The sequence below is a fragment of the Veillonella sp. CHU732 genome, from assembly GCF_003992085.1.
GTDB lineage: Bacteria > Bacillota > Negativicutes > Veillonellales > Veillonellaceae > F0422.
Genome location: NZ_RQVC01000022.1, coordinates 21,544 through 28,632, shown reverse-complemented (window position 1 = coordinate 28,632; position 7,089 = coordinate 21,544). Strand labels below are relative to the sequence as shown.

Below are 7,089 nucleotides of genomic sequence, written 5' to 3'. Positions count from 1 at the left end.
GGCTCCTCGAGTAGGACTCGAACCTACGACCGATCGGTTAACAGCCGATTGCTCTACCTGCTGAGCTATCGAGGAATGAACAAACTGGAGCGGAAAACGAGATTCGAACTCGCGACCCCCGCCTTGGCAAGGCGGTGCTCTACCGCTGAGCTATTTCCGCATGTATGCAATCCTTACTTTTTGTTTCTTGCGACTGCTCACTTATAATACCAAAAAATTTAGATAGTTGTCAACAGATTTTTAAAAATATTTTTAACTAAAAACAAACCTAGACATTTCCCTATAACAATAAGACGGAACACCTATCTACGATAGAAATATCCTACTATTACAAGCACAAAAATATACCTTTATATATAGCTATTACTGTCCCCCCAAACCATAGTATAGAAATACAAAAAGTTGTAGCAATATATAGCCCGTATATTTCGCTACAACCTTTGCTATTATTTCTTACAAACATGTGATAGGGTGTGGACATCTCAAATTTTCGCATTTTTTTGCGTTGAGACCTGTGGATATCTCAAATTTTCGTGATTTTTTGCGTTGAGTCTTGTGGATATCTCAAAAAATAGAGTTTTTTTGAGTTACACTGTGCGTAAATTTACTTTGATGTAAATATTAATAAATACTCTGACATAACATAATGATTATGACTACTGCCTTTCACCGGATACTCTTCTACAATACCTGCTGCAAGCAATGTAGTTATTAAGTTACGGGCGGTATTATATGCAACATCAATTAACTCTGCTACTTTAGTGATTGTCAGAATTGGAGTAGCATAAAAAGCTTTAAATAAAGCTTTTAAATTTTCTTTATTACCCCTTAAGCTAGTTAATTGATCATTATGTTTATCCACTATTGCCAATACCTTTTCAAATGTTTCACGTCCAACCTGTGCCGTTTCAATCACAGCTTCTAAAAAGAATATTAACCAACCAGATAAATCGTTAAAATATCGAACTCTATCTAAAGCTTCATAATATTGAACTCGATTCTTTTCTAAATAATTAGAAATATAAAAACACGAATTCGAAAGCAAAGAGTTACTCAATAAATATAATGGGATTATTAATCTACCGACTCGCCCATTGCCATCTAAAAAAGGATGAATTGTTTCAAACTGATAATGTAGAATTGCAATTTTAATTAAATGTGGTACATATATTTCTTCATTATGTAAAAAGTTTTCCAAATCTGATAACAACATATTCAGCTCATCTGCCGGTGGTGGAACAAACTTAGCATCTGAAGGCTTACTTCCACCAATCCAATTTTGACTCGTTCTATACGTACCAGGGAATTTACGTTCTCCACGCACACCAGATAATAGTTTTTCATGAATTTCTTTAATTAGCCTTGTAGAGATTGGAAATTGGTCATCTTTAATTCTATTAATACCATGATTCATGGCCTCAATATAATTTTTGACCTCTTGTTGATCATCACGTTTTTCAGGCACTAAGTCTTCAATATCAATTAAATCTTCTTCAATTGTGGTTTTAGTACCTTCAATTTTACTTGATTTATTCGCCTCTATTGATATATGCATTTGAATATATAAATCAATATTGGGAATCCGCTGCGAATACATTTCCAACTTCCCTAACTCTTGATTCGCTCTTTCTAACAGCACATTAATTTTTGGATTATTCCAAATCCATTCTTTGTTAATGCGTGATGGAATAAATGCTTTAAAATCTTTCATTTTTTGGAAATAGCCTGCTTGAAAGTCTTCAATCCGATTTGTTTTTTCATCCATTAAGCTCCCCCCTTACTATGCATTTATGATGGTAAAAAATCTATACTATATTATTGAATTATCTCGTACTCTTATACCATTTATATTACACCTAGCATGAATTTAACACAAGAACAGTTACAACCTGACATTAAAATAGGTTGTAACTAAAACATAACTTGTACATCTTAGTTACAACCTCGAACCTCCTCTATCTATTTACGCGACCATACCGTATATCACATAGCTCTAGCTTTTACCGTCCGTCTTGGCGTTCAGATCCTGGTCCATCGACGGCTACGTTTACACTAGCTTCGCCAAATGTTTTCATATCGTTCAGCATATGCATACCCGCATCAAGGACAGATAACCCCATAGTAGATCCTAAGGCTTCATCCATTTCAAAGCCATAGAATAGATGTGGCTGAATGCCTAAATATTTCATTTGTGCTTTTTGTACTGGTTCTCCCATATGGACAGAGGGGAACACGTAATCCATAACCGCTTCGTTGATGCATTTTGCAGCTAGTACAGCCGCTCCTGTTTCCGCTGTGTCGAAGACCACTGCCATGCGATGGCTTGCCGCCCCTAGGATAAGTCCTGTTAAGACCACCACGTCTGGAGATCCTACGGTAGCCAACACATTCATGCCGTCTTGGCTCGGCAAATCGTGTTCTGCCAAACTTGCCGTCAATTGTTTTGCTTTTTCTTGAATGCTCAATGTGCAATTATTTTCTGTCAACAACTCTGCCATCGGATATCCTGTGATGCCTGCTGTCACCGCCAATGCTGAAAGTAAGCTTCTTTCACCCACAGTACCGATAGCTATCGTTTGGTACCCCTTGTCACTCAATTCATCCGCCAAGGCAAAGCCTACTTCTAAGCCTTGTTCTACGATGTCAGGTGTCAATGCCGCATGCATGCGGAAAAATTTAGACCCTTTGGCTAATTTATGCTGGCGTACGCCTTCGATGTGACTTGTATCTAATTCTAAGCCTGCATCCACCAAGAATACAGGAGCTCCCATTTTCTTAGCAGCTCCATGGGTCGCAGAATGTCCAGATGCTAACCGTTCCATAGCTTTCAAGCTTTCCACGCCATGTGTTTGGTTTTGTGGTCCATCTACAGCGATATCAGCTCCTACGATAACAACAGCATGACGAAGATGGTTAGGTTTTTCCTCTTTCAAAATCCCTGCCATACGTTCTGTAATCCCTTCCAATCGTGCCAAGGAATACAATGGTTTTGTTAGGTTGTCGATGCGCAAACGGCATTCCTCCATGGACGGTTTGTGCAATGGTTCGATGACAAAATTACGCATGGTGCCCACCTCCTGCAACTTCGTGGAACATGTCCACAGCTAAGTTCAACATTTGCATTTGCATAGATCCCCCAGTAGCCTCACCCAAGCAGAATCCAAGATCTACGTAGGCTTCGAGGCCCAATGTTTTCAATGCATCTTTGTGAGCTTTTTCAGCGGACAAATGAGATGCCATCACGTAATCCATGGTGTGCGGGTTCATAGCATGCGCAATCAAAGCACAGGCGGTCGTATTGAATCCATCAATCACCACCAACGCATGATTCGCCGCCGCCCCTAGGATAACACCTACTAGGCAAGCAAACTCCAAGCCCCCTACGGCAGACAAAATGCCCAATCCGTCTGTAGGTGGAATATCCGCATATTTCACGAGCGCATCGTAAACGACCTTTTGTTTCACTTTCAATCGTTCGTCTGAAATATTCGTGCCCCGTCCCGTTGCTTGTTCCGCTGAAAGTCCAGAGAATTTTGCTGTAATAATCGCACTAGACGTAGTATTACCGATTCCCATTTCGCCCACTAGGAACGTATTAAAGCCTTCTTTCACCTTCTCTTCTACGAAAGCAATGCCCACCTCAACGGCTTCAATAGCTTTGTCCATAGGCATAGCTGGTTCTTCTAGCATGTTGTTCGTACCATTTGGCATCACCTTGCGATGGTGTAAGCCTGGCACAGCGGACATATCTGCCGCTACCCCTACGTCGATGACCTCAATTTGAGCGCCACAATAGTTCGCCAACGCATTGGCTGCCGCCCCTTTTGGAATCAAGTAGTTCATAGTCATGTGCACCGTTACCTCTTGTGGGTAGGCGCTGACACCGATTTTTGCTACACCGTGGTCACCAGAGGCGATGATCATACAAGGCTTAGGAGCCGATGGATTAACTTGATTCGTCGCCGCCGCATAATGCTCTACCATCGTCGCTAACTTACCATACGAACCGTACGGAGTCCCCTTAGTCCACTGTTCCCCAATTGCTCGTTCAATCTCTTTATTCCGTGGCACAATTCGTGCCAACGTACTTTCATATAAACTCATACGTCCTCCTATGTGAAACCCATCATAAGAATACAAAAAAGCATAGCCCTAGACTATGCCAAGTTGATTCCATTATAAAGTATTTTTTGATCAGTTTCAATTTTTATATTCATTTTGTTGTTGGAGTGGAGTCGCCCACATGTATGTTGTAAAAACTGCCCTACGCGAAAGTTTTGACAACATACATGTGGGCTTCCTATACAGTAGCAAAAATGAAACTATAAAAATTGAAACAGACCAGGGAAAAATAAGCGGAGAGAGAGTTACTTGTTTTTGTATACTTCACGTCTATGAAGTTATCCAATGTTTTATCATCCTTGCTATGGATGGGGCTATCCATTTCAGTTTTTTATCGCATGCTAAAAAACACTAAACGACTAAACACCTAGCTCCTTCCACACTTCTTCATGATCGTATATCGGTTCTTCGTGTAATGCATACCTCGCCTCAAGAATGCGTTCTTCATCTATCATCAAATCCTCTTCTGAATCATTTAACATTTTATTAACTATCTCACAATAGTTGATATCTTTAAACATAAAAATACCTCCATGCTGTCAACTTTACGTTGGGCATTATTCACTTATCTCTGAAATACCCCTAACAGAGAACCCTCAGACGCAATTCTTATTCATACCTACAGTATATCATACTTTTATACAACACCCATCTCCTTTAGTGACTCACATAACGCTCTTCTCTCCCCTAGGTCGCCCACCGGTCGGAGCGGTTTAAATTCCTCCTCCTCCATAAACGCAAAGGAGCCCCCATGTGTTTCGTCAAAAACTTTCGCGTAAGGCAGTTTTCGGGGCCTACACGGGGATCTCAAACCACACTCTTCCCCCTAGGTCGCCACCCCGCTCAGATCCGTTTAAATTCTCCACAGAAAAGCCAGCATATGTTGCAATAAAAACTTTCGCGCAGGGCAGTTTTTATGCGACATATGCTGGCTTTAACAACCACAGGAATTTAAACCGATATGAGCGAACGACCTCTCCATTTGTTTGACTGCCACCGCCACACAAATATCATCGCTCGTATAATCTCATCGATAGCCATAGCAATCCACACACCTACAAGTCCCCAACCAAGGACGATGCCGAAGTAGTAGGACAAGGTTACCGCAAACGCCCACATGCCAAAGACGCCAACAAACATAGGGATTCGAATATCTCCTGCTGCTTGCAAACATTGCACCAACACGATATTGGCACCACGTCCAATTTCCAAGAAGATTTCAATAAACAAGACCGCTTTCGCCAGATCTATAATCTCCTGATTATCCGTCACAAGGCGCATCACTGGTTCACAGGCAAAATAAAAGAAGGTACTCAATCCAACACCGATGGAAACGCCTGCTGCCGTTGTGAGCCACACACGGCGGGACACTTCTTCTTCTCGTTTAGCCCCCATAAGGAATCCTACCACGATTTGCGCTGCATTGGCCAAAGCAATTGTATACATATAGCAGAAAGTAGCGATGATATATACATACACTTTCGTTGTAATCACCACGAGCCCCATGAGGTTCACCATTTTCATGATAACTGTCTGTGACAGTTGGTATGACAAGGTTTCCCCTCCAGATGGTACGGAAATAAACAGCAATTGTCGTAGCGTTTCCCAACGGAATGGGCGAAGATAGTCTACTTTCATACGGGCTGTCAACAAAGATTGATGGCACCAGATAATAAGCCCTAAACCCAATGCCTTGCTAATGACTGTCGACAAGGATACCCCTAATACCCCCAGGCTTGGAATTGGTCCCCAGCCGTAGATGAGGGCGTAGTTCAAGATAATATGAACCACGTTCATGACGAGGGCAATCCACATGGCAATACGAGGCATGGAGTGCCCCCTAAACATAGCTACATAGGTTGTGTAGATACCTGTAATAGGAATACTAGCCGCCACAATATTCAAATAGAGTGTGGTTTCTTCCATAATCTCCGGCGGTACGCCAAGCCATTCACAGAGCGTTTGATGAAAGATAATAACCACAGCCCCTGCGATGGTGCTGAACAGCGTATGAAAGACAACGCTAATGGTGTATACTTCATCGATTTTATCAGGGCGCTTGGCTCCCAAATATTGAGCAATCAAAATGGTAGTCGCCGTACTCATCACAATAAGCAAAAACAAGATGACGTTAATAATCTGGTTCGCATTGGCTACGGCCGCCACCGCCGTTTCTGCATACTGGCTGAGCATAAATTGGTCCACATTGCCCAATAACATTTGTAAAAATAATTCTATAAAGATAGGGACACTAAGCGCCCCCACAGATAAAGATACGCTCTTTGTTACTTTCATTCTAATTCAACTTTCTCTAAAGCACCATTCTCCACTAAAGATTCCCAGCTTGCTACCAAGCGATAGCGCGCTTCCACTTCAGCTTCTTTCCAATGTTCTCCCTCGGGGAACCATTCACTAGGTACCTGACTGCATTTCGTAAAATTCAAGGTATATCCCATGGAGCGCACTTCTTTAGACACCCACCATGCACCTATACGGTCACGACTGTCTAAATAGACTGTATCTAGACCCGTTTCGGATACCCAAGATATAATCTCAGGCCAATACTCCTCAGGGACGACACTCGCTCCCAATGTGTCTTGCAACGCTTGATTCGCCACTTCCGAGGGATTATCTACCCCTACACCTGGTGTGTTTTGTACTTCTTCTAGCACTTGATCCACTATACTTTGTGCTGTGTCCATCTTACTATCGCTCCTTTCTATGCTTGTCTTTTATATCTATCTCTTACTATTCCACATTTATAAGACCATGCTGAAAGTTCTCCCATGCATATGCCACGTTTCTTTCAAACATCTATTGCTATTATATCACAGGCTATACGTATAGCCTATGTTGAAAGCCTTCCCTTGTATTACATTGTAATGCATGCATCGTTCACCCTATTTCACTACTAGGCAAAGATATGGATAGGTACCAGGGTTGTACTTTCAAACACATTAGTTCTTA

The 7,089-nt window shown here is 41.8% G+C and carries 6 protein-coding genes and 2 tRNA genes; all 8 read right to left on the bottom strand.

All coding sequences use genetic code 11. The features are described from left to right. Window positions 1–2: 2 nt before the first annotated feature. The 8 genes from EO121_RS08335 to EO121_RS08305 all read right to left on the bottom strand — a co-directional run bounded on the left by EO121_RS08335 (window position 3) and on the right by EO121_RS08305 (window position 6,824). Window positions 3–75, bottom strand: a tRNA-Asn gene (locus EO121_RS08335). A 10-nt stretch (window positions 76–85) separates the two neighbouring features. Then, window positions 86–160: transfer RNA gene (locus EO121_RS08330), tRNA-Gly, on the bottom strand. Window positions 161–604: 444 nt separating this feature from the next. Next, complete coding sequence (locus EO121_RS08325; RefSeq protein WP_127167373.1) at window positions 605–1,765, bottom strand: Fic family protein; 1,161 nt, start codon at window positions 1,763–1,765, stop codon at window positions 605–607. Window positions 1,766–2,000: 235 nt separating this feature from the next. Continuing rightward, the gene (locus EO121_RS08320; protein ID WP_127167371.1) at window positions 2,001–3,065 is read right to left on the bottom strand and encodes a nicotinate-nucleotide--dimethylbenzimidazole phosphoribosyltransferase; all 1,065 of its coding nucleotides are present in this window, start codon (window positions 3,063–3,065) and stop codon (window positions 2,001–2,003) included. Continuing rightward, window positions 3,058–4,104, bottom strand: a complete 1,047-nt coding sequence (gene cobT / locus EO121_RS08315) for a nicotinate-nucleotide--dimethylbenzimidazole phosphoribosyltransferase (protein ID WP_127167369.1) — start codon at window positions 4,102–4,104, stop codon at window positions 3,058–3,060. The genes EO121_RS08320 and cobT overlap by 8 nt, the downstream gene beginning before the upstream one ends. Window positions 4,105–4,481: 377 nt before the next feature. Then, window positions 4,482–4,643 (bottom strand): hypothetical protein, encoded by a 162-nt coding sequence (locus EO121_RS08695; protein WP_164725905.1) that lies wholly within the window; start codon window positions 4,641–4,643, stop codon window positions 4,482–4,484. A gap of 430 nt (window positions 4,644–5,073) precedes the next feature. Beyond that, window positions 5,074–6,417, bottom strand: coding sequence for an MATE family efflux transporter (locus tag EO121_RS08310; RefSeq protein ID WP_127167367.1), 1,344 nt, complete (start codon window positions 6,415–6,417; stop codon window positions 5,074–5,076). Continuing rightward, the gene (locus EO121_RS08305) at window positions 6,414–6,824 is read right to left on the bottom strand and encodes a hypothetical protein (RefSeq protein ID WP_127167365.1); all 411 of its coding nucleotides are present in this window, start codon (window positions 6,822–6,824) and stop codon (window positions 6,414–6,416) included. The genes EO121_RS08310 and EO121_RS08305 overlap by 4 nt, the downstream gene beginning before the upstream one ends. Window positions 6,825–7,089 lie beyond the last annotated feature (265 nt).

Coding starts and splice junctions, on each gene's coding strand:
- EO121_RS08325 (WP_127167373.1), bottom strand. CDS start 1,765: ATGGATGAAAAAACAAATCGGATTGAAGACTTTCAAGCAGGCTATTTC.
- EO121_RS08320 (WP_127167371.1), bottom strand. CDS start 3,065: ATGCGTAATTTTGTCATCGAACCATTGCACAAACCGTCCATGGAGGAA.
- cobT (WP_127167369.1), bottom strand. CDS start 4,104: ATGAGTTTATATGAAAGTACGTTGGCACGAATTGTGCCACGGAATAAA.
- EO121_RS08695 (WP_164725905.1), bottom strand. CDS start 4,643: ATGTTTAAAGATATCAACTATTGTGAGATAGTTAATAAAATGTTAAAT.
- EO121_RS08310 (WP_127167367.1), bottom strand. CDS start 6,417: ATGAAAGTAACAAAGAGCGTATCTTTATCTGTGGGGGCGCTTAGTGTC.
- EO121_RS08305 (WP_127167365.1), bottom strand. CDS start 6,824: ATGGACACAGCACAAAGTATAGTGGATCAAGTGCTAGAAGAAGTACAA.